Source organism: Enterobacter cloacae complex sp. P43RS (assembly GCF_014930585.1).
Taxonomy (GTDB): Bacteria; Pseudomonadota; Gammaproteobacteria; order Enterobacterales; family Enterobacteriaceae; genus Enterobacter; species Enterobacter bugandensis.
In genome coordinates, this window is the sequence record NZ_JADBRJ010000001.1 from 318,859 (window position 1) to 343,747 (window position 24,889).

The following is a 24,889-nucleotide window of genomic DNA, read 5'->3' on the forward strand; positions in this document are numbered from 1 at the left end:
TGTTACCCCCTTACTTTGCGCCAATCAATTAGACAAAGGCAGTTATGTGAATAAATTGTAAATTGCTTTAATGAGACAAGCCCTGCTGGCATACCGGACTACAACTCAGGACGCTTTCTCATGCACTGTCATGATGAATACCAATGGGTTCTTCTCCCGGTTTTCATAGAAATGAGGAACGTCCGTTCTGGCAGTTGCCGAACAGCCAGTATTTACCCGATACACGTGATCCTGTACGCCGAGTGTGAGCGTGCCCGACTGAACATAAAACAGTTCAAGCGTTCCTTCCGCGTGGCCGGGTGACGCAAACTTTTCCCCGGGCTGCATTTCCCACATCCAGAGCTCGGTCATATCAGGGCCACCCGACCCTGCGAGCAATCTCGCTCTCCCGCCTGTTTCACCTTGCCACAATTCTGGGATCTCATCTTCAGCAATGAGATGCACGGTCGGTTTGGCACTGACATCCACAAAATCAGCCACCGAAACCCCCATCGCGGCAGCCAGGCGACATAACAGGGCAATGCTGGGATTCGCCCGGCATCCCTCTATCTCAACCAACGCTCCCTTACTTACACCCGCCTGACGCGAGAGTTCATCAAGGGAGATTTTCTTTTGCTTACGATACAGTTTAATTCGCTGCGATACGGCTTCATTCACGGAGCTGGCGATCGAATTTGCATCGGTCATTAAATTGACTTTTTTGGTCATTGGTCATTATCATGGAATAAATTGGTCATTACAGGATTATCACGTGTTAACAGTATCTCCGTCAATTTCTCCTGAAATTTATCGTATTGCTCCCGGTTTTCGGGCGCTCAGTATCCGCGTAAAAGCTGCGCCAGTGCTTAATCCCGGCACTGGAGAAACAGCGCTGCGAGAAGCCTGTGAGGCGGTTCTGGCCGGTGAGCCTGCCTGGGCGGAATCTCATCTGGCGGCATGGGCCGACGTTTTTCAAAAATTTGGGGCTAAACCTAAACGCACCCCTTGCTCAGCGGATGCGTTACGCAAGCGCGTCTTACGTGACGGAACGATGCCAGCGCTCGATCCTGTCGTTGATCTTTATAATGCCGTCAGTCTCCGCTATGCCGTTCCGGTTGGTGGAGAGGATCTCTCTGCCTATCAGGGGGCGCCGCGTCTGACTGTGGCAAAAGGAACAGAACCTTTTGATACGGTCAAAGAGGGAGAGACCACCGTTGAGTATCCTTCACAAGGTGAGGTTATCTGGTGTGATGATATCGGCGTGACCTGCCGTCGCTGGAACTGGCGACAGGGGATCAGAACCCGCTTAGGCGTGGAAGCGCAGCAAATGTGGTTCATTCTGGAGAGTCTCCCGCAGATGCCGCTGGAGACGCTTCACGAAGCCGGAAAAATGCTGACCGACGGCCTGGAAAAAATGATGCCCGGTCTGTGGTTTGACGTTGCTCTCATCGAAGAACCACAGCAGTAATATCCTTCAGGAGAAACATGTATGTTTACTGGCTTGTCGGCATTTCCATTAACCCCAGTCACCGCCAGCGGCGTGGATGAAAAGGGTTTCAGCCATATTCTTTCCCGTCTTACAGACGCTCGGGTTGATTCTATGGGCATCCTGGGGTCAACCGGAAGCTACGCCTATCTGACCCGGGAGCAGCGCAAGCGCGTAGCAACGCTGGCCAAACAGCATGCAGGGAACATCCCCGTGATGGTGTGTGTGGGAGCGGTCAGTACCGATGCCATTCTGCATCTGGCAGATGATGCACAGGCCGCTGGTGCGAATGCGCTGTTAATCCCGGCGGTCAGCTACCAGCCACTCCGTGACGAAGAAGTCTTCTCACTCTTTGAGACCGTTACCCGGCACGTGTCTGTACCGGTGTGTATCTATGATAATCCGGGCACGACGCATTTTACCTTTACGGATGAACTCCACGGTCGTCTCTCATCACTTGAGGGTGTTCGCTCGGTCAAGATCCCTGGCGTCCCGAATAGCCCCGCTGCAGCGACTGAGCGGGTGAAGGCGTTACGTCAACATCTGCACCCTGGCGTAACAATCGGTATCAGTGGCGACGCTTATGCGGGACTGGGATTAAACGCCGGTTGTGAAGTGTGGTATTCCGTGTGTGGCGGTCTGTTCCCTGAGATGGCGAAACAAATCACTGAAGCCGCGGCGGCAAACGATCGTCAACGCGTTGCAGCCCTGACAACCCGCCTTGAGCCATTGTGGTCGCTGTTCCGTAAACATGGCGGAAGTATTCGCGTTATTGCCGCTGCGGCTGGCGTGCTTGGGCTTACCGACATGGATTGCCTGCCTCGCCCTCTGCAACCGTTGTCAGCTGGCGACATCGCGGATATTGCCCATGTGATAAGCACGCTGGAGCTGAAGTGATCTCCGCAGGACTGGGTGTCTACCGGTCCTTACCGCAAAATTTTATTATTGAAGTGACTCTTCTTCGCCTGATAGCTTATCTGCATCAGGAGAATAATGCTGGCAAACGCACGCCAGTTTATGCCCGTCAGGATCGCGCAGATAGGCAACATAAAAGTCGGGGCCGTAGGCGGTTCGTGTACCGGGCACGCCTTCATTTTTCCCACCCGCACGGAGGCCCGCTGCATGGAAGCGTCTGACAATGTCCGCGTTATCTGCTCTGAAAGCGAACATTGTCCCGTTTCCCGCCATCGCGGGTTGCTGGTCAAAAGGAGGACAAATGCAGAAGCAAAATTCGTCATCCGGATGATTTTCGTTTCCCCACATTGCCCAGCTATCAGTCCAGGCGGGCAGACGTGTATAGCCCAGCACGTTAAAAATAGCGTCATAAAAGTTCACGGCGCGCTGAAAGTCATTTGTCCCAATCGTGATATAAGCCAGCACTTTAAATATCCTCTTTTCCGTCAGTCTGAACAGAGATTATCTCAAAGTAGCTATATTCATCACCATCCAGGCCAGGATCATCGGCATACCTCAGCTGGAAGCCCCGGCGATAAAAAATGTTGGCTGACGTCATCGTGTGCCGATAATACAAAAACTGTATGATTACACCTTCCAAAAAGGGAATGTATGTCTTTACCGCCACTGTATGCGCTGCGCGCATTCGAAGTTGCCGCACGGCTGAACTCGTTCAGCAAAGCGGCTGAAGTCCTGAACATCACGCCGGGGGCGGTCAGCAGGCATGTCCGCACGCTTGAGATGTGGTTCGACTGCGAGCTGTTTAAACGGCAGGGACCTAGAGTGGAAGTCAGCGACGCCGGGCGTATTCTGGCCGGGCAGCTTAGCGAAAGTTTCTCGAATATTGAGTGGGCCTGTCGCGCATTCAAAAGTGAAAACCATCTTCTGCGCCTCAAAGCCCCCAGCACCCTGACGATGCGATGGCTTCTCAATGTGCTTAAATCCTTTCGGGAGAATCATGCGAAGCCGAAAATCGAAATCGCCAGCGTCTGGATGGACTTCGACACGGTTGACTTCAGCAGCGAGCCCTACGATTGTGCGATCCTCCTCGGTAACGGCTATTTCGGCGAGTCAACGGAGAGCAGGCTACTGTTCAGCGAATGGCTTATTCCGGTTTGTACGCCGTCTTTGCTCGAGTCTGCCCGGCATCAGCTTCCTGAGTGCGATCTTATTCATCCGTCACCGGACCGACGGGACTGGAAGCGCTGGCTGAAAAGGACGGGCTTATTCCCCGGCCTCGACATGAGCGGCGGGATCGTGTTCGACACCCTGGAGCAGGGAAGCCTTGCGGCCATGCACGGACACGGCGTGGCGATGGCCGATCTCCGGCTCACGCTCGACGCGCTGAAAAGCGGCTTGCTCGCGCTGCCCTTCCGGGAGGCGATAGCAACAGGGGACGGGTACTATCTTGTCTGGCCGAAAAATTCGCTCAGAGGACAGAGTATTGAACGGTTGCTGGCCTGGCTTAACCTCAATTCGCCGGTCGTTCCTTCGCTGGATATCGTCTGTCTTGAGTATAATGAAAAGCGGCTGTCTTAAATTAAACAGGATATTCCTTACGGACTATCCTGTTTAATAAGTTTACGCGTAGGGTATATTCGCCATCTTCTTATATCTTTCCGGCAGTGCGCTATTCAGGTTAAGTAATTTATCCAGAATATAAAGCGCTGGCGTCCCCTTTGCGCGCTCTTCGTCGATCAGCGAAGAACGTAGCACATTGGCAGCCGAGGTCACTTTACGAAAATACTCTTCTGATTCCGGTGTCTGTACTTCACCGGACTCGGCGTAACGCACCCGTGGCCAGTCCGCGAAGTCAGGCTGGGGGAAGAGTCCGACGTCTTTTGTAATATGTGCTGAGAGTAGCTCCTCGGCATTGCCAGGAGCGTTCTGGGCAAATGAGAGCAGGTGCAGTCGATGTATAAATGGCGAAAGCGCTTCTGAACGATGACTTTCTGAGGAAAGTAAGGTGATTAGCGCAGGTATTTTTTCATCAGCGGTGCTTTTTTCTGGTGAGAGGGTTTTCAATAAATGGAATAAAACATCGAGTGTCATAGGTGCTCCATATCCGCACATTATTATTTATTGTTTTTACGTCGCTATCTGTTTTTGACAGCGGTATACCAGGGGTAAATGGATGGTATTTCAGTGCGGTTATGTTTGAAAAACGATAAATAGTTGGCATTAATGTGAGTTTTACTCAATGTGGCGCTCTGGGCTCCAACATTGCAGATCCTCTCACGGCAGCGTTTTGTTTCACAAATGCCTTAGCTTATCGGCTTTTCAGGATGGTATAACGTCGTGCAGCAATCGGCTTGCCGTTAATCGCCACATTCTCAAAGGCTTATATGAAACAAATTACTTTTAGTGACATGCAGCAGCAAAGCGAGCAGGCCGCACATTCTCCTCGCTTACGCGCACACCGTAATTTACACCCTGACCTGAGCGATCCGGTGCAGCGCCTGGCCATTGCAATGGAACCCGGTACCTATGTCCGCCCCCATCGCCATCCGCACACGTTTGAACTGCTGACGGCGCTGAGCGGTCGCTTTCTGGTGCTGAATTTTGACGACAGCGGAAACGTGACCCGGCGCGTGGTGTTAGGCGAAGAGTGTAAAGTCCTGGAGATGGATGCCGGAACCTGGCATGCCGTGCTGTCGCTGGATAAAGGCGGCGTCATTTTTGAGGTAAAACACGGGGCGTATCAGCCCGTGCCTGAGCACGATACCGCCCCGTGGTCGCCTGCTGAGAACGCGCCAGGTACTGTAGAGTTGATGAAATGGTACGCCCAGGCGCAGGTGGGTGATAGGCGTTTTACCCTGTAATTTTCCTGTAGTGTTCCCGGCGCGCAGAAAAGCGCGCCAGCACCGTATGGTTTACTGGATGTCGCCGAGTCTTTGCAGGAATTCCTCAACCTGCTCAGGCGTAGCCGTGTCTGCCTGGTAAAGGATTTCGAGCTTAACGTTCTTCAACCCGCAGAAGCCAAATACCCCTTCGATTATCTGCGTCTGAATCGCCGTCGAATAGCCGTGTTTGTCGAAGCCGGTAAGATCGCTACCGCCGGTGGCAATCAGGCGGACGGGAACATCACGTAAGTTGCCCACAATCCGGCCGTCGTCGGCCACCTTATACGCCCAGTTCAGGGTTAACACGCGATCGAACCAGCCTTTCAACAGCGCGGGAACCGACCACCAGTACACCGGGAAGACGAATACCAGCATATCCGCGCGCTCGACGCGCTTTTGCTCGCGCAGAATATCGTCGGGAAGGGCGCTCGGATCGCCGTGATACAAATCGTGATCGGCGCGGGTCATCGCCGGATTAAACCCTTCAGCATGCAGATCGGCGATCTCAACCTGCGTACCTTCCTCGCGTAATTTCCCGGCAATACGAGCTGCCAGCGTATGGGACAACGAATTGTCGATCGGGTGTGCCGTCACGATCAGCGCATTTTTAATGGCATGGGTTGCAGACATAGCGACCTCCAGATGGGGGAGAAGTGATGCCTATATTACTATTGGTAACTTAGGTGTCAATCCGCCCCCGGCGATCATTTTGTGCTATTCGCGTAGGTCTCAAGCACCCCGGTCATGGCGCCGCAGAGCATATCTTCTGCCACATTCCGGGCGAGCACGCCGTTGCCCGCCGAGGTGCTGAGGGCCTCCGCCGCGCCAATGATGGCCGTCAGTACCGCTTCTCCCTGAACACCTTTTAAGACGATAAAAGGAGAAAGCGCGGTGCGCAGGCAGTCGGCGCATTCGGCCACGCATGCTTCCCGAAACGTCTGCAGCGCCCGGGAACCGGACAGCGCCGCGGCGATTGGCCCGGTTTCAGGCCCGGCGGCAATGGCACAGTCGATATAGGCCGCGCTGAAAAAGCGGATCGTCTTCTCCAGCGTTTTGCTGTCTACCGCCAGCGTCTCGCGGAATTTCGCCAGCTGCCGATCGCTATAGTCCTGATACAGTGCCATCAGCAGCCCCTCACGATCGCCAAAGTGGTCGTAGGGGATAGGCTTGGTCACGTTGGCCCGTTCTGCCAGATAGCCAAGGGTCAACGCCTCCGTGCCTTGCTGACGCACGATCCCTCGCGCAACCTCCAGCAGCTGCACGCGGCGGTCCTCTTTTCTTAAGCGCTTAACAACCATGCTTGCCTCAGGTCAGTTATCTACTGATGGTAGTTTACACGTTTTCCGTGGCATGCTGCACACGTTGTTCAACCGGGCGGATCCGGAACCAGATCGCATACATCGCGGGCAGGAAGACGAGCGTAATGATCGTCCCGCCCAGCGTGCCGCCGATCAGCGTCCAGGCCAGCGTGCCCCAGAATACCGAATGCGTCAGGGGAATGAACGCCAGCACGGCCGCCATGGCGGTGAGTAAGACCGGCCGCGCTCGCTGGACCGTCGCCTCGACCACCGCCTGGAACGGATCGAGGCCGTCCCTCTGGTTATGATCGATTTGACCGATCAGGATCAGCGTATTGCGCATCAGAATGCCAGAAAGGGCGATCAGGCCGACCAGCGCGTTGATGCCAAACGGCTGATTAAATATCAGCAGGGTCGGCACAACGCCAATCAGCCCCAGCGGCGCGGTTAAGAACACCATGACCATCGCGGAGAGTGAGCGCACCTGCAAAATGATGATCAGCAGCGTCAGGGCAATCATGATTGGGAACAGCGGTAGCATGGCCTGCGTGGCTTTGCCCGACTCCTCAATCGACCCCGCCATGTCAATGCGGTAGCCGGCCGGCAGCGTATCAACGATCGGCTGGAGCTGCTTCATGATGGCGACCGACACGTCCGGCGGCTGAAGAGTGTCGGCGATATCGCCCCGTACGGTAATCGTGGGGGTGCGATCGCGACGGCGAAGGACCGGGTCTTCCATGCCGACCTCTATCTTGCCAATTTGAGACAGTGGCACGCGCTGTCCCGCATTGCCGACCAGGGTAAATCCTTCGATTTTTGCCGGGTCAAGGCGGATATCACCCGCCGCGCGGGCAACGACCTCTACCGATCGAATATCTTCCCGCACGGAGGTGACAGGCACGCCTGAGAGCAGGAACTGAAGCTGCCCGGCAACGGCGCTGGAAGTTAAGCCGGTCGCCTGCAGGCGGTTCTGATCGAGAGTGAAATGGAGCACCGGAACGCGCGAGCCCCAGTCGGTGTTAACGGTTCGCATCATCGGGCTTGCCTGAAGCACGGCTTTCACCCGTTCGGCGATGTCCTGCACCTGTTTGACATCCGGCCCTGACACGCGCCAGGCAACCGGGAAAGGCGAGTAGGGGCCAAACACCAGCTGCGTCACCCGCACGCGGGCTTCGGGGGCAAGGCCGCTGGCGACGGCCTCCCTGAGCCTGAACTTGAGCGCCTCGCGTGACGTCTCGCTGTCCGTCAGGATCACGATTTTCGCAAAAGAGGGATCGGGCAGCTCGGGGGCCATTGCCAGATAGAAACGGGGCGAGCCCTGACCAATATAGGCCGTGACGATTTTGGCTTCTGGCTGCTTGCCCAGCCACGCTTCTATTTTTGCAGTAGCGGCGCTGGTTTGCGCAATCGAGGTACCATAAGGCATCTGTACTTCAACGAGCACTTCCGGGCGATCGGAGGTCGGGAAGAACTGTTTTTTTACCAGCCCCATGCCGAGCACGGCCAGAATGAAAATGGCGACCACGGACCCGGCCACAGGCCATTTTCTGGCGATAACGTGGCCAAGCAGCTGGCGAAAACGGTTATAGCGAGGCGTGTTATAGATGGCGGCATGGCCGCCTTCCACTTTAGGGATCGCCGGCAGGATCTTCACCCCCAGATACGGCGTGAACACCACCGCAACAAACCATGAGGCAATCAGGGCGAGGCCGACAATCCAGAACATATTGCTGGTGTATTCCCCGGCGGTCGACTGGGCAAACCCATTCGGCATAAAGCCAATCGCCGTCACCAGGGTACCGGCCAGCATCGGCGCGGCGGTGTGGCTCCAGGCGTAGGCTGAGGCTTTGATTCTGTCGTAACCTTCCTCCATCTTCACCACCATCATTTCGATGGCGATAATGGCATCGTCAACCAGCAGGCCGAGGGCGAGGATCAGGGAGCCCAGCGTGACGCGGTCAAAGTTTATTCCCGCGGCCTCCATCACCACGAAGACGACCGCCAGCGTCAGCGGGACCGCCGCCGCGACCACCACGCCCACGCGCCAGCCCATGCTGATAAAACAGACCACCATAACCACGAGCAGGGCGACGAAGAATTTGATCATAAACTCATCGACCGACGAGCGGATATTCACGGACTGGTCGGTGACCTTGGTTAGGGTCATGCCAAGCGGCAGGCTATCATTGATTTTCGCCGTCTCCGCATCCAGCGCTTTACCCAGCGCCAGGCCGTTCCAGCCCTCACGCATGACAACACCCAGCAGCAGGGCGGGTTCATGCTGATTGCGTATCAGCATCGTCGGGGGATCTTCATAGCCTCGTTCAACCGTTGCCACATCCGACAGCGTGAGCGTTTTGCCCTGAGCGACTAAAGGCGTATCGCGGATTTTCTGCAGTTCATCGAACGCGCCGTCCAGGCGGATAAAAATCTGCGCGCCCCGGGTCTCAATGGCGCCCGCCGCGGCCAGGGCATTCTGGTCGTTGAGGGCATTGAAAATATCCTGCGGTGAGAGGCCCATCGTCGCCAGACGGTCATGGGAGAAGGCGATATAAATCCGCTCGGCCTGTTCACCGATGATATTCACTTTTTTGACCCCTGGAACGTGCAGAAGCTGCTGGCGCAGGCCTTCGGCATCGCGTACCAGCTGCCGCTGCGGTTCGCCTTTTGCTTTCAGAGCAAAGAGGGCAAAGGTGACATCCGAGAATTCGTCATTGATCATCGGGCCGATGACGCCCGCCGGGAGACGCTGGGATTCATCCCCAAGCTTTTTACGCGCCTGATAGAACTCCTCCTGCACCTCAGAAGGCGGGGTTTTGTCCTGCAGTGACAGGGTGATAAACGCCATGCCGGGGCGGGTATAGGTTTCCGTACGGTCATACCATTTGAGTTCCTGCAGGCGCTTTTCCAGCGGTTCGGCCACCTGATCCTGGATCTCCTGCGCGGTTGCGCCCGGCCAGACGGCAATTGCCGTCATCTGCTTCACGGTGAAGGGCGGATCTTCCGCGCGTCCCAGTCCAAAAAAAGCGTAAATACCGGCAATCGTCACCAGAACGATCAGAAACAGCGTGACGGAACGCTCGCGGACGGCCAGCGCGGACAGGTTGAAGCGACTTTGGCTCATGGCGCGTTCTCCGCCGGAGCGGCATGGCGTTGTTCTGCCAGCCTGACAACTTCACCTTCGTGCAGAAGATGGGCGCCTAACGCAACAATTTTCTCCCCGGGCTTCACGCCGCCCGTGACCTGGACCGCATCTTCGCCCACGCTCAGCACCTTAACCGGCGTCCATGTGACCTTTGCCGGCTGGGCGGAAATACGCCAGACGCCGGGCCCTTTACCCGCATCATAGAGTGAGGCCAGCGGGACCTGCATGGCCTGACCTTCCGCTTTCGGGTCTTCAAGGCTGAGCGTGACGGTCGCCCCCAGCGGCGCGTTCGCCAGCTGGCCAGCCAGCACGTAGCGTGCTTCATACGTCCGGGTTGTGGCATCCGCGGAGTCAGACAGCAGGCGCAACGTGGCAGTGACCGGGTGTTGTTCACGGCCATAAAGCGTGGCTCGTGCTTCGCTACCGACGGCAGGGCGCAGCGTCTCCGGAAGCTGCACGAGCGCTTCGCGCTGTCCCGCTCTGGCAAGGCGGATCGCCACCTGCCCGGCGCTGACCACCTGACCGGGTTCGGCAAGCGTCTCCATCACCACGCCGTCTGAATCCGCCAGCAGGACGGCATAGCCCGTGGCGTTTTGCGCCACGTTGGCCTGCGCCCGGGCGGCGCTGAGATCCGCCCTGGCCGTATCGGCCGCCGCTTTAATCTGATCGTACTCCGCGGCGGACACCGCGCCGGATGCCAGCAGACCGCGATAACGCGCCTCATCGCTGGTGGCTTTTCTCGCCCGCGCCTGGGCAGCATCCACCGCGCGCTGCTGCGCCTGAGCCTGTAATTTCAGGTCAACCGGATCCAGGCGCAGTAAGGGCTGGCCCTGTTTGACAGTCTGCCCGGTATCCACCAGACGTTCGAGGATTTTACCCTGAACCCTGAAGCCCAGGTCGCTTTGCGTTCTTGCCACCACCACGCCCGTAAAGGTGCGAGCGGCTGGATTCGCCATCTCGACGGAGGCGGATCTGACAAGCGGTGGCCTGGTGCGCGGATCGTCACTCGCGGAAATATCGCCGCATGCCGCGAGGGCAAACGGCAGAAGACATATGGCAAGGCGGGCTGAAGTGAGCCTGAGCATGGGAAACCCTTTTGAAGTAGCAGGACAGTTTCCGCATTCTGTGATTAGTGACCAATAAAGTCAATGGTCACTAATCAGGGGGCCAGGCTTCTTAAAATCAGTGAGGAGAGGAGTACCGCTGCCGTTGGGGCAGTTTCAAGGTTGTACTGCAGCTGAACGGGGTTAATGTAAGGGCACATCACCATGTAAACGGCGCAGGTGACCTCATCCAGCGGCGTCTTCCTTTCGAACTCTCCAGCCTGTCTGCCTTCGATAATGATGCTCTCAATCAGCTTCAGGAGGCTTTCGGTATACCTTTCCGTCGAAGGCCACTTCTCCCGTGACGCGACGGCGGCGATGTCGTAGAGCTTGCGATCGTGGAAAAACAGCTCGCTTCCGGCCTCGGTAAGTGCTTTGAAGAGACGGCGGATTTTTTCGCTGGCTGACGGCGCATCCGCAATGGCGGAAAGCACGGCCGTCATGATCAGCTCCAGGCGGTTAGCGCAGATCACCTCGCCGATAGCTTGCTTGGAATCAAAGAACTTATAAATGTAGGATTTTGAAAAACCGATAGATTTCGCCAGCTCGGCGACGGTGGTTTTTTCATAGCCGTAGTGACCGAAGTGCTCAAAGGCCGCTTCGACGATTTGCTCTCTGACAGAATGGTCAAGTGGACCACGTATTGATGGGGCGTTCATAGTTTTAGTCATTATGTAAGCTTAGCGTGACGAGCTACGATTGACAACGAGTGACCATTTCGTATTTTGGTTACATCCGTTTTCGTCGTGAGCCGTTCAGACGGGACGATCAACCAGGTGGGGTAAGTGTATCACTGTTTTTCGCGCGTTATGGCATCTATCTGTCTGCGGGGACGAGGAGGCCGCAATAGCGATGCGGCCTTGTCTGTCAGGCAGCCAGTTCAGGCATTTGCTCCTTTACGAAATTCAACACCTTCTTCGCGTCCAGAGACGCGTAGGGAAGACTCTCAATGATAGCGATTGAACGTGTATTGCCCACCGTTGCGTGTATCTCGTCGAGTTTGTACTGAATGTGCGGCGCGATAAGAAAACCGTCGAAAGCGGGGCGACGCTGGCGAAGTTATCCAGCCCAACGGCGCTAATCATCAGTGGATAGCCTTCTTGTTCTGCCAGGGACTGCATTTTTTTGGCAAGAGCGTTTGCGGTATTACCGAACAAACAACATATCAGAAGCTTTTTCATATTTTGTTCCTCCTGAAAACCGCTCATAGGGTAGTCCTGAGGTGGTCACCGAAATGCGCGCTATCTCTGATTTTGGTGACAAAACTATAACCCCAGATCGCTCAATGAGGGATGATCGTCCGGGCGTCTACCCAACGGCCAGTGGAACAGTCGCTCGGATTCTTTTATCGGCATATCGTTAACGCAGGCAAAACGGCGCTTCATCAGTCCGTCCGGTTCAAACTCCCAGTTTTCATTGCCGTACGAGCGGAACCAGTTGCCGGAATCATCATGCCATTCATAGGCATAGCGCACCGCGATCCGGTTGCTCGTAAATGCCCAGAGCTCTTTAATCAGACGATAGTCGAGCTCTTTTTTCCATTTCCGCGCCAGAAACGCCTGGGCTTCTTCACGGCCATTGGCGAATTCCGCACGGTTGCGCCATTGGGTATCCAGCGAATAGGCCAGCGCGACTTTCGCCGGATCCCGACTGTTCCAGCCATCTTCGGCCAGTCTGACTTTTTCGATGGCGCTTTCGCGAGTGAAGGGCGGTAATGGAGGACGAGTGTTCATAGCGATAACCTCTGTGTGATGATGTAGACAGGTCTGTCTACTTGCGCTAATCTATGCCTGAAAAATAACGCTGTCAACATCCGTTTTGAGGCTACCGAAAAGTGAAAACCGAGCACGCAGGCAACGAAGCAAAAATCAGCGTCAGGGATAAAATATTACTGACGGCGCACGATCTGTTTTATTCTAATGGCTTTAGGGCGACGGGGGTGGATACGCTGATTAAAGAGGCGAAGGTGACCAAGGTGACGTTTTATCGCTATTTTCCGAGTAAAAGTTTACTGATTCTCGCCTACCTGCACTATCGACATGAAATATGGATTAACTGGTTTGAGACCACGCTGCGTCGACATCTTGATGAAGGCGAAATACCTTCTGATGCGATATCTGCAACCCTTTATGAATGGTTTATTTCGCCCGAGTTCCACGGCTGCGCGTTTATTAATGCCAGCGCAGAAGCCAAATCCGAAGATATAGAAAGCGAAATAAAAGCGATATGCCGCGGTCATAAAATCGAAACTAAGAATATGATTGCGTTGCTGACGAAGATCGCTGATGAGCGCGTCGTCAATGAAATCATGCTGCTTATTGACGGCGCCATTATTCATGCACAGATGGGCATGGATTCAGAGACGGTAATAAATGTGCTAAAAAGGGGATTAGAGGCGTTGACCGGTCAGAAATAAGTCCTGAATCTGCCGCAAGTATTACGGTAGCTGGAATATCGACTCACCGAATCGGTAAGCTATTTATCCAAAGGAAACGAAAAATATGAGAACGCAGAAACGATGCCTGGGATGCGTGGCTATCGTGGTTGATGACTACGATCGCGCCATTGAATACTACACCGACAGGCTGGGTTTTACCCTCGTAGAGGATACGCCCCAACCGGGGAAACGCTGGGTCGTCGTCTCACCCAACCCGGAAAGCGACTGCAATATCCTGCTGGCTCGTGCCTCCAACGAAAGGCAGGAAGGTTTTATCGGTAATCAAAGCGGTGGAAGAGTTTTCCTGTTCCTTCAGACGGATGACTTTTGGCGCGATTACCATGCCATGAAAGCAAAAGGCGTTCATTTCTGCGAAGAACCGCGTGAGGAAGAGTACGGTACGGTGGTGGTGTTTGAAGATATTTACGGCAACCGCTGGGATCTTTATCAGAATGCGCAACCGTGAATATCACCATAAATGATGTGTCATTCGCCTTTCGTCGTGCACGCTTCCCAGCAGAGCGTACTCAACATTATGGGGACGTCTGGCTCTCGTCCCGCTGTGCAAGCGACAGCGCGCTGGCGCTGGCAGGATCGAACAGCGATATGCTCTCAATCTGATTAAGCAAAATCACCTTGCGGAATGACATGGCGCTGCGGGGTTCAGAGTCGAGCGTAATGTCATGCTCCGCATACCACCTGCTGTAATTATTCTCGATACGCAGATTCATCGTCTTCGCATCCCGGTACCCGCTCAACATTGGGATCAGCACGATATTGGCCGTTTTTTCATATTCCAGCGTCGCGGTGTGGATCATGCCGACGTAAATCCGCCGCGACCGGAGTGTGACCTGCGCCAGCTCGCCTTGCTCCATACACTGATAGAGCAGTTGTTCAATCCCGCTCGCCTGCGCAAGCCGTTTGTAGAGCTTTTTCCGGCTCTCGCCGTCCAGCCTGGCGCTGCCTGCCCAGTTAGAGCGGTAGAGGCAAAACAGGATAGCAAACGCCAGCATCACGACCACCGGAGCCTGAATGCCTAAAAAACTCCAGTTCATAAAGTCGATTTGCCAGTCGGTGTATTTCGGTGAGGCAAAGTGAAAAGCGTTGTTGGCGGCGGAAAGGGCGAACAGCAGCAGCCAGAGCAATCCCGTGGCGATTACGCCCTGCAGAACGAAAATACAGCCGTAAAGCGCGACGAGAAAATAGACGTCCCAGCCAAAGGAACGCTTGATTTTAAAGCGGGTCGACAGGTCGCGGCTGGTGTACCAGTACCCGCAGACCATGAGCACCATAAATATCGCCGTTCCCATATCAGGCCCTCTTCAGCGCGTTAACGTGACGCAGAAAGTCCTGCCGCACCTCGTTGCTCTTGTAGTTCACCGAGGCGTTCCCGTCCTGGTCGATAATGATGCGATCGCCATCTTCCACGGCTTCAATAATTTCCTGCTGACTCATCACCTGCAGTAAGGATTCCGGGCTTGAGAATAGGGAGAGAAAGAAACGTTTCATGTCAGGCATCCTTATGAATAAAAAGGATAAGCCTGGAAGATGACGGCTGAATTTGCCTTAAGGATAACCTGAAAGTGAAAGCCGGGTGGCGGCTACACCTTAGCCGGTCTACAAAACCGTCAAGTGATTGTGTTTTCAAATTATTGATATTTATGGGTAATAAAAAATAAACTTGCACAAACTTGGACAAATAACGTTAATTGTGTAAGTTTTAATTATGCGATTACGCCACGTTGTTTACAGCCAGGATGTGACCCATGAGCACTTTGCCCTCTGTCGTGAGTCGGTTTATTGAGTACTACGCCGCACTGGATAGCCAGCCGCCGACCGCGCTGGTCGGGCTTTACCATTCGAATGCCACCCTTATCGATCCGTTCGGCGAGCACAACGGTATTTTCGCGCTTCAGCGCTATTTCACCCATCTGCTGGCAAACGTCGAGAAGTGCCGTTTTGTCATCGATCCGCCGCTCTGCAGCGGGAACCGGTTTGTTGTCACCTGGGTAATGCACTGGTCGCATCCGCGCATTGCCGGAGGCGAGCCGCTTGAACTGCCCGGATGTTCGGTGGTGGACACCGAAAACAATCTCATCACGCGTCAGCGGGACTTTTACGATGCGGGAGAGATGATCTACGAACACCTCCCTCTGCTGGGCTGGGCGGTACGCGGCGTGAAGCGGAGGGTCAAATCATGAAGACGGTGCTGATTACCGGCGCAAGCTCGGGCATCGGCGCGGGGCTGGCGAAGTCCTTTGCCGCTGACGGCTACCACGTGATTGCCTGCGGGCGCGATCCGGCGAGGCTTGAAGCGCTACATCAGACCTGCCCCAATCTCACCGTTCGCCCGTTCGATATGACAGACAGGGACGCCTGTCGCCAGGCGCTGGGCGGCGTTTACGCCGATCTGGTTATTCTCTGCGCCGGTACCTGCGAATATCTCGACGGCGGCGTGGTGGATGCGGCGCTGGTGGAGCGGGTCATGACCACCAATTTTCTCGGGCCAGTGAACTGCCTGGCCGCGCTGCAGCCGCAGCTGGTTGCCGGTAACCGCGTGGTGCTGGTGAGCTCGATGGCCCACTGGCTTCCCTTCCCGCGGGCAGAGGCCTACGGCGCGTCCAAAGCGGCGCTGAGCTGGTTTGCCGACAGTCTGCGCCTGGACTGGGAGCCAAAGGGGATTGCCGTGACGGTCGTCTCTCCGGGATTTGTCGATACCCCGCTGACGCGCAAAAACGATTTTGCCATGCCGGGCAGGGTGAGCGTTGACGAAGCGGTCAAGGCGATCCGTACCGGGCTGGCAAAGGGCAAAATGCATATCGCGTTTCCGGCCGGGTTTGGCCTTATTTTGCGGCTGCTCTCCGGGCTGCCCGCGTTTTTGCAGCGCACGCTGCTGCGCAGGATGGTGCGCTCATGAACATTGCAATTATCGGCAGCGGCATCGCCGGGCTGACCTGCGCCTGGCGGCTGGCAGGGCATCATCAGGTAACCCTGTTTGAAGCGGGCACCACGCCCGGCGGCCATACCGCGACGGTTGACGTCTCAACGCCCCAGGGCACATACGCGATCGATACCGGGTTTATTGTCTACAACGACCGCACCTACCCGCGCTTTATGGGCCTGCTCAGCGAGCTCGGCATCAGCGGGCAAAAAACACAGATGAGCTTTTCAGTACACAACCCCGAGACGGGGCTTGAGTACAACGGCCACACCCTGACATCGCTGTTTGCCCAGCGCCGAAACCTGGTAAATCCGGCATTCTGGCGTCTGCTGGGCGAAATCGTTCGCTTTAACCGCCTGGCGAAACAGGCGCTTGAAGGGAAGGTCGATCCGAACGCCACGCTGCAGACGTTTCTGGACCAGCACGGCTTCACGCCGTTTTTTGCGCGCCACTACATTCTGCCGATGGGGGCCGCGATCTGGTCGTCGTCACTGCAGGAGATGAAGCGTTTCCCGCTGCCGCTCTTCCTGCGCTTCTTTCACCATCACGGCCTGCTGGATATTACCCAGCGTCCGCAGTGGTACGTGGTGCCGGGCGGCTCGCGGGAGTATATCCGCGCCATGCTGGAAAAACTGGGCGACCGCCTGACGCTGCACCTGAACGCGCCTGTTCTGCGGGTGAGCCGCCACGCGCACGGGGTCACGCTTCAGCTTGAAAACGGCAGCCACACCTTCGACCAGGTGATATTTGCCTGCCACTCCGCCCAGGCGCTGGCCATGCTTGAGGATCCTACGCCCGCGGAGCGCGAAGTGCTGGGCGATATCGGCTGGCAGCGCAACGAGGTTGTTTTGCACAGCGATCCGCGCTGGCTGCCGGTGCGGCAGCGCGCCTGGGCCAGCTGGAACTACCGCCTGAGCGCGCAGGAGCAGGCCAGCGCCTGCGTCACCTACAACATGAACATTCTGCAGGGTCTGCCTGCGGGCAGCCCACTGTTCTGCGTCACCCTGAACCCGGACGCGCCGGTGGATGAACGCTTCGTCCTGCAACGCTTTGTCTATGAGCATCCGCTGTTTAACCCGCAAAGCTGGCGTGCGCAGGCGCGCCGTGGGGAGATCAACGGTCATCACCGGAGCTGGTTCTGCGGCGCTTACTGGTACAACGGTTTTCATGAAGACGGCGTGCGCAGCGCGCTGGACGTGGTCAATGAAATAGCCGCCGGGGAGGGGAACTGACATGAACAGCTGCCTCTATCACGGCGTATTGCGCCACCGCCGCCTTCAGCCGAAAACGCATGAATTCAGCTACGGCGTTTTTATGGCCTGGCTGGATCTTGATGAACTGCCGCTGCTGGCGTCCGTCGGCGTGCGGCGCAACCGCTTTGCCGCCGCCGCGTTCCATGACGCGGACTATCCCCTCGGCACGCCGCTTAAAGAGAACGTGCTGAACAGGCTGGAGAGCCTGACCGGGGAACGTCCCGCAGGGCGGGTCATGCTTCTGACGCAGCTGCGCTACTTCGGGTTTCATTTCAATCCGGTCAATTTTTACTACTGCTATGACCAGGAAAACACGCTTCGCTGGGTGTTGGCGGAGGTGCGCAACACGCCGTGGAACGAGCGCCATTATTACGCGGTCGACGGGCAAAATGCCCGGCCCACGGAAAAAGCGTTTCACGTTTCCCCCTTCAACCCGATGGACATGGTCTACCACTGGCGCTTCAACAACCCGGACAACACGCTGCATATGCACATTGAAAATCATCAGGAAGCGAAGGTCTTTGACGCCACGCTGGCCCTGCGCCGGGAGCCTCTGACCCGTCCGGCGCTGCGCGCGCTGCTGCTGCGCATCCCGCTGATGACTCTGAAAACCGTTTTCGCGATTTACTGGCAAGCGCTGAGGTTGTGGCTCAAGCGCGTGCCGCTTTATAACCATCCCGTCAGCAGGAGTGAACGCTCATGACCGATCCCGTCTTTGCGCTAGAACCCGATATCCCGCGCAACGTCCGCATCGCACGATGGCTGCTGTTTCGTCTGTTAAGCGGCATTCGCGGCGGCTCACTCACCCTGCGTGAAGGGGCGCAGACCTTCCATTTTGGCGAGACATCCTCCGCGCTGCACGCCGACGTGCAGATCCTCACGCCCGGCGTCTACTGGCGCGTCTTAACGGGCGGTAGCCTTGCCGCCGCAGAAGCCTGGATGGACGGCGAATGGGAGACCGCGCAGCTTACGCCGCTTCTGCAAATCCTGGCCCTCAACGGCGAGGTGCTTGGTCGTCTGGAGAACGGGTTCCGGCTGCTTGGCCGACCGCTGGAGCGGCTGCGCCACTGGACGCGGCGCAACTCTCGTGCCCAGGCCCGCGAAAATATTGCCGCCCATTACGATCTGGGCAACGCTTTCTATGCCCATTTTCTGGATAAGGAACTGCTTTACTCCAGCGCGCTGTTTACCGCGGACGAGCAGGATCTGACGGCGGCTCAGCAGGCCAAAATGGCGCGCCTGTGCGAGCAACTGGCGCTAAACCCGGGTGATCACCTGCTGGAAATTGGCACCGGCTGGGGGGCGATGGCGGAATACGCCGCCCGTCACTACGGCTGTCGGGTGACCACTACCACGCTGTCGCAGGAGCAATATATCTGGGCGACCGAGCGCATTGCCCGCGCCGGGCTGCAGGATCGGGTTGAGGTACTGCTCTGCGACTATCGCGACCTCACCGGGCAGTACGACAAGCTGGTCTCGATAGAGATGATTGAAGCCGTCGGGCAACGCTATCTGCCTACGTTCTTCCGTACCTGTCAGGCGCGGCTGCGCCCCGGTGGACGGATGGCGATTCAGGCCATCACCATTCAGGACCAGCGCTACCGCGACTACAGCAAAAGCGTCGATTTTATCCAGCGCTACATTTTCCCCGGCGGCTTCCTGCCGAGCATTACGGCGATGAACGAGCTGATGACGCGCCACACCGATTTCGTGGTGCGCAATCTCTTCGACATGGGACCGGACTACGCCCGCACGCTGGCCCACTGGCGGCAGCGCTTTGTCCACGCCTGGCAGGAGATTGAAAAGCTTGGCTTTGATGAACGGTTCCGCCGCATGTGGCTGTACTACTTCGGCTACTGCGAAGCCGGGTTTAACGCCCGCACCATCAGCGTGGTGCAGCTGACCGCCGAGCGCGTATGAGACGCTACCTTCAGGTCTTTCTGCTGGCCGTCGCGTTCGATCTCTACTGGGCGCTGGTAGTGCTTTTTCGCGAACAGGGCCTGATTATCTGGCTCGGGCTGGCGATCCTGGCGTGCCTGCTCTTGCCGACAGCATACCGTCTTTACGCCATTGGGCTGGCCGCGGCGGGCAGCCTGCTGGATGCGCTCTGGGCGCTGACGGGGCTGATTGCCTTCACGGGCGACTCCCTGATGCCGCTTTGGATGGTGGCATTGTGGCTGATGTTCGCCGTGGTCTGGACGCAGCTTGCGCGTACCACCACGTTACCCGGCTGGCTGCTGACCCTGCTGGCGGCCGTGGGAGGCCCGCTGGCCTACCTGATTGGCGAGCGGTTGGGCGCCATCACGTTTCTGGAGCCGACCTTTATCGTCGTCAGCTGGATGGCGCCGGGCTGGCTGGTGCTGATGCTGTTTTTCCACCTGCTAATGGGGAGACAAAAATGAGGACTGCGGTTCTGCTGTTTTGGCTCATGCTGGTTGTTACTGGTGCTCAGGCAGCCGACTGGCTGGCCTGGCGCAAGGTGGGCGACGCCACGCTGACCTGGGGGCCGTTCACGGTCTATACCTCTCAGCTCCGCACGCCGGATGGCCGTTACAGCCGGGACGATCAGGATCAGGCGCTGATTATTACCTACGCGCGCGACATAGATCGCGATGAACTGGTTGAGGCGACCCGCGACCAGTGGCAGGCGCAGGGGATCCTGACGCAGGAACCGCAAAGTGAAGCCTGGCTAAGGATGCTCCAGTCCCTGTGGCCGGATGTCCGACCGGGTTCACAGCTGGCTTTTGTTCTCAACGATAAGCAGGGGCAGTTCTGGTACCGCGCGTCGTCGGCGCAAAAATCTTTTATTCCGCTCGGTCCGCGCCAGTCAGAAGCGTTCAGCACCCGCTTTCTGGCCATCTGGCTCGATCCCCGCACGCAATATCCTGAGCTGCGTCAGCAGCTAATCGGAGGCAAAAAATGAAACGAATCCTGACGCTGGCGCTGGCATTCACGATGCTGCTGGCCGGCTGCAGTACGGAGGTGTCCGAGTATCGCCAGCAGCAGCCGCGGCTAGATATCTTCCACTACTTCCAGGGCAAAACCGAAGCGTGGGGCATGGTGCAGGATCGCAGCGGCAAGCAGATCCGCCGCTTTCACGTTGAGATTGCCGGGGACGTGATCGGCGATACGCTGACGCTGAACGAGCGCTTCGTTTACGACGACGGCGAGAAGCAGCAGCGGGTATGGCACATTCGCCGCGTGGGGAACGACCGCTACGAGGGAACGGCAGGTGATATTGAAGGGATTGCCACCGGGCAGGCCGCAGGCAACGCCTTTAACTGGCATTACAGCATGAACGTGAAGGCCAACGGCAAAACGTGGCTGCTAAACTTTGATGACTGGATGTACCTGCAGGATGAGACGCATCTGTTCAATAAAACCGAGATGAAGAAATTTGGCGTCACCGTCGCCACGGTGACGCTGTTCTTTACCCGGAATACGGAAGCTTAGTCGCGAACATCGCCGGTTTTGCTGCTGGAGTAAATGAAGTACAGGGCAATCCCCAGGCACACCACCGCGCCCAGACGGCTCGGTGAAAACGGAATAGCGGGATTGTTCAACCAGCCAAAGTTATCTATCAGCATGCTCATGGCGAGCTGGCCGAATATCACCGCCACCGTGGCGACGGCGGTGCCGATGCGCTGCACGGCGAGCACCATGATCACAATGTAGGGCACGCCGAACATCGCCCCGAGGAGCTGCCATTTCGGCACGTCCAGCAGCGTGACCGTCTGCTTAGGCTCAAAGAAGAAAATGAGCAGGGCGGTCACCAGCGCGCCGACGGAAAACGTCAGAAACGCGCTCTTGAAAACGCCCACGCTGCTGCCGAGCTGTCCGTTAATTGCGGCCTGTATGCTCAGCGTCGCGCCGCCGCAGATGGCCAGAATTATCATCATCAGTGTCATGTGCTTACCCCTTTGCGACCAGTACCAGTGCGGCAATAATAAAAACCAGCGCCACGATGCGTCTTGCGTTTATCTTCCTGTGCGGCGTACCCAGCAGGCCAAAGTGGTCAATGATCAGGCTTTTAAAAACCTGACCTGCCAGAATGCCGATCATCGTCAGAGCGATGCCGATAGCGGGGGTGGCGATAGTCAGAATGACAACGTAAACAGGACCCAGCACGCCGCCAAGCAGCTGCCAGCCGGGCTGTGCGAAAAACGACGGACCGTTGCGCGGGCTGAAAAACAGCATCAGCAGAAAGGTCAGCGCGGCGCCGACCCCGAAAATGCTGAACGTGGCCCATAAATCGCCTACTTCTCCCCCTAACGGCCCCAGCAAACCCGCCTCGACGGAGAGGCCCATCCCGCCGGCAATCACCAGTAAAATCAATACAAACTGCATTATGCTTCCTCCGTTTTCAGGCGAAGAAGATTACGTCGGTAGACATGTGAGAAAAATGCCATAATGCAGGAAACACCTTTGCAGGAAATGCATTAATGTCAGATGCCGGAAGCATGAACCTTCGCTCACTGCTGCTGTTTATTGCCGTCTATGAAACGCAGAACTTTTCCGTCGTTGCGCGACGGGAGGGAATTTCTGCCTCGCAGGTGTCGCGGATTATTCATCAGCTTGAGGACGCGCTCGGCCAGCAGCTGTTCTATCGCAATACCCGGGCGGTGATCCCCACGGAAAACGGGCATCTTTTTATCCGCTATGCCCGGGCGATGGTCGATAACTTCGAAGAGGCGCGTCGGGAGCTGGATGAACGTTCGACCGAACCCTCCGGCACGGTACGCATTAATGGGCCGGTATTTTTTGGACAGAGGCACGTTGCACCCGGCCTGGCAGGCCTGGCCGAGCGTTATCCACGGTTAACCATAGAGCTGACGCTGACCGATGACTTTATCGACCCGCACCGGGATGCCGCCGACCTCATTTTTCGCATCGGCACGCTGACGGACTCGACGTTCCACGCCCGCATCTTCGGGCAGCAGCGCTACCATCTTGCCGCGTCGCCCGCGTATCTGCGTCAACACGGCGTACCGGCCGACCCGGCCGAGCTGAGCCAGCATAAATGCCTGGTGTATCGCGGTTCGTCTGGCCCTAATCGCTGGCTTGTGCGACGCAAGGGGGAGAATTGGGTGCACTATCCCGTCGCGCCGCTGATGACGTCCAATAATGCGGAGTCGCTGCTCATTGCCGCGCTGGGTGGAATGGGGATCGTCCTGTTTCCGGACTGGCTGATTGGCGACAGGCTGCAGCGGGGGGAGCTGGTCGCACTTATGCCGGAAATGGCGTGCGCTATCAATACGGAGCCGCTGAATATTGCGGCGATCTATCCTCACGCACGTCATCCGCCCCTGAACGTCAGGGCGGTGATTGATTATTACGTGGCGTTTTTCGGCTCGCCGCCGTACTGGCAAACGTAAGGCAATTACGCGCCGAGCTCCTTGCGGATAATTTCTGCGCCGGCGCTGAGCGCTTTCAGCTTACCGTTAGCCACCTGACGGGAGAGGGGAGCCATGCCGCAGTTGGTTGAGGGGTAAAGCTTGTCGGCGTCGACGAACTGCAGCGCTTTACGCAGGGTGTCGGCGACCTCTTCTGGCGCTTCGACGGTGTTGGTTGCCACGTCAATCGCCCCAACCATCACCTTTTTACCGCGAATCAGCTCCAGCAGATCCATCGGTACGCGGGAGTTGTGGCACTCCAGGGAGATGATGTCGATGTTAGAGGTTTGCAGCTTAGGGAAGGCCTCTTCATACTGGCGCCATTCTGAGCCGAGCGTCTTTTTCCAGTCAGTATTGGCCTTGATGCCGTAGCCGTAGCAGATGTGTACCGCGGTTTCGCATTTCAGACCCTCAATGGCGCGCTCGAGCGCGGCGATACCCCAGTCGTTGACCTCATCAAAAAAGACGTTAAACGCCGGCTCGTCGAACTGGATAATATCCACGCCCGCGGCTTCTAATTCGCGCGCTTCCTGGTTGAGGATTTTGGCGAATTCCCAGGCCAGCTTTTCGCGGCTTTTATAATGCGCGTCGTAAAGGGTGTCGATCATGGTCATTGGCCCAGGCAGGGCCCATTTGATCGGCTTGTCCGTGAGCTGGCGCAGGTACTTTGCATCGTCCACGAATACCGGCTTCTGACGCGCAACGGCAGAAACCACGGTCGGCACGCTGGCGTCGTAGCGGTTACGAATGCGCACCGTCTGGCGATTTTCAAAATCGACGCCGCTCAGATGTTCAATAAAGGTGGTGACGAAGTGCTGACGGGTCTGTTCCCCGTCGCTGACAATATCGATTCCCGCACGGATCTGCTCGTCAAGGGACAGGCGCAGTGCATCCTGTTTACCTGCCAGTAATTCCTGATCCTGCAATTTCCACGGAGACCAGAGCGTTTCAGGTTGCGCAAGCCAGGTCGGCTTAGGCAGGCTGCCAGCCGTAGACGTCGGGAGCAATGTTTTCATAATAAAAGACCTTTTTTGATGAATTAAAGCGTGTAGTTATCAGACCACTGCTCGAGAATGTGTTTATAAGGCTTAATGAAATATTCTTCGGTAAATCGACCCTGTTCAATCGCCAACCGGCTTCGCTCTTCGCGGTCATAAACAATTTTGGTTAATGAATGATCCTGCTGGTTCAGGTCCGGGCGATAAAACAGTCCCGCCGCCGAGTTCGCGTTATAAATTTCCGGGCGATAGATTTTCTGGAACGTCTCCATCGTGCTGATGGTGCCGATCAGTTCCAGATCGGTGTAATCGCTCAGCAAGTCTCCGGTAAAGAAGAACGCGAAAGGCGCCACGCTGTTCTCAGGCATGAAGTAGCGGACCTTCAGGCCCATTTTGGCGAAGTACAGTTCCGTTAACGACTCGCCATCCGGCGCGTACTCAATACCCAGAACAGGGTGCTGGTTACCGGTGCGGCGATAGGTGTCTTTGCTCGAGACGCTCAGGCAGATCACCGGGCCCTTTCTGAAGTTCTCTTTGTATTCCGGCGAGTTCACAAAATGGCGGAAAATATTGCCGTGCAGTTCGCCAAACCTTTCCGGAATACTGAAGTGCTGCTGGTTCTTGTTGTGCTCCAGCAGCAGGACGCTGAAATCATAATCCCGCACGTAAGAGGAGAAGTTATTCCCGACAATGCCTGCGATACGCTGGTTATTTTTTTTGTCGACAATATACGTCTGCAAAATCTCAATGGCCGGGAACGGCTTTTCCGCGCCAATGTTCAAATCGACAGAGATGATTTCAAGCTCAACCGCGTAGCGATCGGCGGTCGGGTTATCCCAGCGCGCCAGGGCGTTAAAGCGGTTGTTGATCATCACCAGCGTATTGCGCAGGTTTTCCTGACGTTTTTCCCCACGCGCCAGGTTGGCAAAGTTGGTGGTCGTACGCGTATTTTCTGACGGGTTGTAATTCTCATCGAAGCAACTGCGCTTAAGGGTATATGTGAAAGCTTTGCTCATTGTGGTTATGCATCCTAAGTTCATGTTGCTAAGAAGTTACCAA

The 24,889-nt window shown here is 56.5% G+C and carries 30 protein-coding genes and 1 pseudogene; 15 read left to right on the top strand and 16 right to left on the bottom strand.

Annotation, left to right across the window (positions count from 1 at the left end):
* Positions 1–105: 105 nt before the first annotated feature.
* The gene (locus IM294_RS01565) at positions 106–708 is read right to left on the bottom strand and encodes an XRE family transcriptional regulator (protein ID WP_126818016.1); all 603 of its coding nucleotides are present in this window, start codon (positions 706–708) and stop codon (positions 106–108) included.
* A gap of 43 nt (positions 709–751) precedes the next feature.
* Here IM294_RS01565 and IM294_RS01570 point away from each other — a divergent pair, with 43 nt between their 5' ends.
* Positions 752–1,447, top strand: coding sequence for a B3/4 domain-containing protein (locus tag IM294_RS01570; RefSeq protein ID WP_126818017.1), 696 nt, complete (start codon positions 752–754; stop codon positions 1,445–1,447).
* A 21-nt stretch (positions 1,448–1,468) separates the two neighbouring features.
* Entirely contained in the window at positions 1,469–2,362 is an 894-nt protein-coding gene (locus IM294_RS01575; protein WP_126818018.1) for a dihydrodipicolinate synthase family protein, read from the top strand.
* Positions 2,363–2,407: 45 nt separating this feature from the next.
* Here IM294_RS01575 and IM294_RS01580 read toward each other — a convergent pair whose 3' ends face one another.
* Positions 2,408–2,845 (bottom strand): VOC family protein, encoded by a 438-nt coding sequence (locus IM294_RS01580; protein WP_126818019.1) that lies wholly within the window; start codon positions 2,843–2,845, stop codon positions 2,408–2,410.
* A gap of 186 nt (positions 2,846–3,031) precedes the next feature.
* Here IM294_RS01580 and IM294_RS01585 point away from each other — a divergent pair, with 186 nt between their 5' ends.
* Positions 3,032–3,958: a LysR substrate-binding domain-containing protein gene (locus IM294_RS01585; protein ID WP_126818020.1), complete on the top strand. Its 927-nt coding sequence runs from the start codon at positions 3,032–3,034 to the stop codon at positions 3,956–3,958.
* Positions 3,959–4,000: 42 nt separating this feature from the next.
* On the opposite strand, the gene IM294_RS01590 is transcribed toward IM294_RS01585, so the two are convergent.
* Complete coding sequence (locus IM294_RS01590; RefSeq protein WP_126818021.1) at positions 4,001–4,471, bottom strand: hypothetical protein; 471 nt, start codon at positions 4,469–4,471, stop codon at positions 4,001–4,003.
* 293 nt (positions 4,472–4,764) lie between these two features.
* Here IM294_RS01590 and IM294_RS01595 point away from each other — a divergent pair, with 293 nt between their 5' ends.
* Entirely contained in the window at positions 4,765–5,241 is a 477-nt protein-coding gene (locus IM294_RS01595; RefSeq protein WP_126818022.1) for a WbuC family cupin fold metalloprotein, read from the top strand.
* Positions 5,242–5,292: 51 nt separating this feature from the next.
* Here IM294_RS01595 and IM294_RS01600 read toward each other — a convergent pair whose 3' ends face one another.
* From IM294_RS01600 to IM294_RS01625, 7 genes and pseudogenes are all read right to left on the bottom strand, one after another.
* On the bottom strand, positions 5,293–5,892 hold the full coding sequence (locus tag IM294_RS01600; protein WP_126818023.1) for an NAD(P)H-dependent oxidoreductase: 600 nt from the start codon (positions 5,890–5,892) through the stop codon (positions 5,293–5,295).
* 74 nt (positions 5,893–5,966) lie between these two features.
* Complete coding sequence (locus IM294_RS01605) at positions 5,967–6,560, bottom strand: TetR/AcrR family transcriptional regulator (protein WP_028013051.1); 594 nt, start codon at positions 6,558–6,560, stop codon at positions 5,967–5,969.
* A gap of 34 nt (positions 6,561–6,594) precedes the next feature.
* Positions 6,595–9,684: an efflux RND transporter permease subunit gene (locus tag IM294_RS01610; RefSeq protein WP_126818024.1), complete on the bottom strand. Its 3,090-nt coding sequence runs from the start codon at positions 9,682–9,684 to the stop codon at positions 6,595–6,597.
* Positions 9,681–10,790 carry an efflux RND transporter periplasmic adaptor subunit gene (locus tag IM294_RS01615; RefSeq protein ID WP_126818025.1) on the bottom strand — a complete coding sequence of 370 codons (1,110 nt, stop codon included), beginning with the start codon at positions 10,788–10,790 and terminating at the stop codon, positions 9,681–9,683. The genes IM294_RS01610 and IM294_RS01615 overlap by 4 nt, the downstream gene beginning before the upstream one ends.
* 74 nt (positions 10,791–10,864) lie before the next feature.
* The gene (locus IM294_RS01620; RefSeq protein ID WP_047368492.1) at positions 10,865–11,479 is read right to left on the bottom strand and encodes a TetR/AcrR family transcriptional regulator; all 615 of its coding nucleotides are present in this window, start codon (positions 11,477–11,479) and stop codon (positions 10,865–10,867) included.
* Between the two features lie 196 nt (positions 11,480–11,675).
* Positions 11,676–11,989 (bottom strand): annotated as a pseudogene (locus tag IM294_RS22005) (PTS sugar transporter subunit IIB).
* Positions 11,990–12,073: 84 nt separating this feature from the next.
* Positions 12,074–12,541 carry a nuclear transport factor 2 family protein gene (locus IM294_RS01625; RefSeq protein ID WP_126818026.1) on the bottom strand — a complete coding sequence of 156 codons (468 nt, stop codon included), beginning with the start codon at positions 12,539–12,541 and terminating at the stop codon, positions 12,074–12,076.
* 101 nt (positions 12,542–12,642) lie between these two features.
* Here IM294_RS01625 and IM294_RS01630 point away from each other — a divergent pair, with 101 nt between their 5' ends.
* Together IM294_RS01630 and IM294_RS01635 are read left to right on the top strand one after the other, a co-directional pair.
* A complete protein-coding gene (locus tag IM294_RS01630) occupies positions 12,643–13,224 on the top strand; it encodes a TetR/AcrR family transcriptional regulator (RefSeq protein ID WP_126818027.1) in 582 nt (193 codons plus the stop codon).
* Between the two features lie 85 nt (positions 13,225–13,309).
* On the top strand, positions 13,310–13,711 hold the full coding sequence (locus IM294_RS01635) for a VOC family protein (RefSeq protein WP_028013054.1): 402 nt from the start codon (positions 13,310–13,312) through the stop codon (positions 13,709–13,711).
* 67 nt (positions 13,712–13,778) lie between these two features.
* On the opposite strand, the gene IM294_RS01640 is transcribed toward IM294_RS01635, so the two are convergent.
* Positions 13,779–14,555, bottom strand: a complete 777-nt coding sequence (locus IM294_RS01640; protein ID WP_045261405.1) for a hypothetical protein — start codon at positions 14,553–14,555, stop codon at positions 13,779–13,781.
* A gap of 1 nt (position 14,556) precedes the next feature.
* A complete protein-coding gene (locus IM294_RS01645) occupies positions 14,557–14,754 on the bottom strand; it encodes a hypothetical protein (RefSeq protein WP_008502331.1) in 198 nt (65 codons plus the stop codon).
* Between the two features lie 257 nt (positions 14,755–15,011).
* Here IM294_RS01645 and IM294_RS01650 point away from each other — a divergent pair, with 257 nt between their 5' ends.
* Genes IM294_RS01650 through IM294_RS01685 form a run of 8 tightly spaced genes read left to right on the top strand, consistent with a single transcriptional unit; the run spans position 15,012 to position 20,892 of the window.
* Complete coding sequence (locus IM294_RS01650) at positions 15,012–15,446, top strand: nuclear transport factor 2 family protein (RefSeq protein ID WP_041910128.1); 435 nt, start codon at positions 15,012–15,014, stop codon at positions 15,444–15,446.
* The gene (locus IM294_RS01655; protein WP_126818028.1) at positions 15,443–16,162 is read left to right on the top strand and encodes an SDR family NAD(P)-dependent oxidoreductase; all 720 of its coding nucleotides are present in this window, start codon (positions 15,443–15,445) and stop codon (positions 16,160–16,162) included. The genes IM294_RS01650 and IM294_RS01655 overlap by 4 nt, the downstream gene beginning before the upstream one ends.
* Positions 16,159–17,418, top strand: coding sequence for an NAD(P)/FAD-dependent oxidoreductase (locus tag IM294_RS01660; RefSeq protein ID WP_126818029.1), 1,260 nt, complete (start codon positions 16,159–16,161; stop codon positions 17,416–17,418). Before IM294_RS01655 ends, IM294_RS01660 begins: the two co-directional genes overlap by 4 nt.
* Before the next feature lies 1 nt (position 17,419).
* Entirely contained in the window at positions 17,420–18,142 is a 723-nt protein-coding gene (locus IM294_RS01665; protein WP_045630379.1) for a DUF1365 domain-containing protein, read from the top strand.
* Positions 18,139–19,359, top strand: a complete 1,221-nt coding sequence (locus tag IM294_RS01670) for a cyclopropane-fatty-acyl-phospholipid synthase family protein (protein WP_041910119.1) — start codon at positions 18,139–18,141, stop codon at positions 19,357–19,359. The genes IM294_RS01665 and IM294_RS01670 overlap by 4 nt, the downstream gene beginning before the upstream one ends.
* On the top strand, positions 19,356–19,841 hold the full coding sequence (locus IM294_RS01675) for a DUF2878 domain-containing protein (RefSeq protein WP_126818030.1): 486 nt from the start codon (positions 19,356–19,358) through the stop codon (positions 19,839–19,841). The genes IM294_RS01670 and IM294_RS01675 overlap by 4 nt, the downstream gene beginning before the upstream one ends.
* On the top strand, positions 19,838–20,362 hold the full coding sequence (locus IM294_RS01680) for a hypothetical protein (RefSeq protein WP_193360293.1): 525 nt from the start codon (positions 19,838–19,840) through the stop codon (positions 20,360–20,362). The genes IM294_RS01675 and IM294_RS01680 overlap by 4 nt, the downstream gene beginning before the upstream one ends.
* Positions 20,359–20,892: a DUF3833 domain-containing protein gene (locus tag IM294_RS01685; RefSeq protein ID WP_100170340.1), complete on the top strand. Its 534-nt coding sequence runs from the start codon at positions 20,359–20,361 to the stop codon at positions 20,890–20,892. The genes IM294_RS01680 and IM294_RS01685 overlap by 4 nt, the downstream gene beginning before the upstream one ends.
* On the opposite strand, the gene IM294_RS01690 is transcribed toward IM294_RS01685, so the two are convergent.
* Positions 20,889–21,347: a DMT family transporter gene (locus IM294_RS01690; RefSeq protein WP_028013064.1), complete on the bottom strand. Its 459-nt coding sequence runs from the start codon at positions 21,345–21,347 to the stop codon at positions 20,889–20,891. The two genes, IM294_RS01685 and IM294_RS01690, sit on opposite strands and share 4 nt — an antisense overlap.
* Before the next feature lie 4 nt (positions 21,348–21,351).
* Positions 21,352–21,786: a DMT family transporter gene (locus IM294_RS01695; RefSeq protein ID WP_028013065.1), complete on the bottom strand. Its 435-nt coding sequence runs from the start codon at positions 21,784–21,786 to the stop codon at positions 21,352–21,354.
* 95 nt (positions 21,787–21,881) lie between these two features.
* Between IM294_RS01695 and IM294_RS01700 the strand changes: the two genes are divergently transcribed.
* Positions 21,882–22,814, top strand: coding sequence for a LysR family transcriptional regulator (locus tag IM294_RS01700; protein WP_047365246.1), 933 nt, complete (start codon positions 21,882–21,884; stop codon positions 22,812–22,814).
* 5 nt (positions 22,815–22,819) lie between these two features.
* Here the strand turns inward: IM294_RS01700 and IM294_RS01705 are convergent, their stop codons facing one another.
* Positions 22,820–23,848, bottom strand: a complete 1,029-nt coding sequence (locus tag IM294_RS01705) for a methionine synthase (protein WP_061098288.1) — start codon at positions 23,846–23,848, stop codon at positions 22,820–22,822.
* Between the two features lie 23 nt (positions 23,849–23,871).
* Positions 23,872–24,846: a DUF1852 domain-containing protein gene (locus IM294_RS01710; RefSeq protein WP_028013068.1), complete on the bottom strand. Its 975-nt coding sequence runs from the start codon at positions 24,844–24,846 to the stop codon at positions 23,872–23,874.
* Between the last annotated feature and the right edge of the window lie 43 nt (positions 24,847–24,889).